The 1335-nt window shown below is 70.7% G+C and carries 1 protein-coding gene; it reads right to left on the reverse strand.

Features of this window, described 5'->3' with window-relative positions:
- The coding region (locus AC1D15_RS32545) for a sensor histidine kinase (protein WP_477829315.1) at positions 1–1335 on the reverse strand (1335 nt) is incomplete at both ends.

Consider the following 1335-nt stretch of genomic DNA (forward strand, 5'->3'; position numbering starts at 1 on the left):
TGTCCTCGACGTAGTGGACGATGCGCTGGTGGTAGCTGCCGGTCTCGGGCGCGATCTCGTCCAGCCCGACCGGCGCGCTCTCGGCGGGGCTGGCACGCGGCAGCGTCAGGATGAACGACGAGCCCTCGCCCGCGGTGCTGCGCGCGCGCACCGAGCCGCCCATCAGCTCGGCCAGCCGCTGGCTGATCACGAGGCCGATGCCGGTGCCCTCCAGCGACGAGCGCTCGCGCCCGAGCCGGTTGAACGGCTGGAACAGCTGCGACAGCTGCTGCGGCGTCATGCCCAGGCCGGTGTCGGTGATCGTGATCTCGACGCAATCGCGATGGCCTCCACCGCCTCCACCACCCCCGCCGCGGCGCGACGCGACATGGATGCGCCCGCCCTCGGTGTTGTACTTCACCGCGTTGCTCAGCAGGTTGATCAGGATCTGCTTCACGCGCGTGGCGTCGCCGGTGACGCGCGCGGCGCTGTCGGCCAGCTCCTGCGTGATCGTGATGCCGCGGCGACGCGCGTCCTGCTCGACCAGCGACAGCGCCGCGGCCACCGCCTCGTGCAGGTCGAGCGCATCGGACTGCAGGTTCAGCGTGCCCGATTCGATGCGCGACAGGTCGAGCACGTCGTTGATCATGTCCAGCAGGTGCCAGCCGGCGCTCTGGATCTGCGTGACCCAGGGCCGCTGCGCGATCGGCAGCGGGTGGTTCTGGTCCAGCTCGAGCAGCTGTGCGAAGCCGAGCATCGCGTTCAGCGGCGTGCGCAGTTCATGGCTCATGCGCGACAGGAAATCGCTCTTCGCGCGGTTCGCCGCCTCGGCCAGCTCGCGCGCCCGCTCGGCCTCGGCCAGCCGCAGGTGCTCGGTGATGTCCTCGACCACGCCGACGATGCGCCGCGGCTGGCCCTGCACGTCGCGCAGCAGCGTGACGATGGTCTGCACCCACACCTGGCGCCCGTCGCGCGTGACGTAGCGGCCCTGGCGCCGGTACATCGGGATCTCGCCGCGCAGCAGCTGGCTCGTCATCTCGAGGTCCTGCGCGCGGTCGTCGGGGTGCGTGAGCGCGGCGACGTTCATGTCGACCAGCGCCTCGGCGCCGTAGCCGGTCAGGTCGCAGTACTGCGGATTCACCTGCTTCACGTTGCCGTGCAGGTCGGTGTAGACGACGCCGATCGGCACGTGGTTCAGGATGTTGCGGAAGCGCTGCTCGCTCTCGCGCAGGTCGGACTCGGTGCGCTGGCGTTCGGCGATCTCGCGCTGCAGCGCCGCGGTGCGGTCGTTGACGGCGGCCTCGATGCGGCGCGTGCGGCCGGTCACCGTCAGCATCAGTGCGCCCAGCATCGAGG

The sequence above is a fragment of the Rhizobacter sp. P2_H2 genome, from assembly GCF_056403375.1.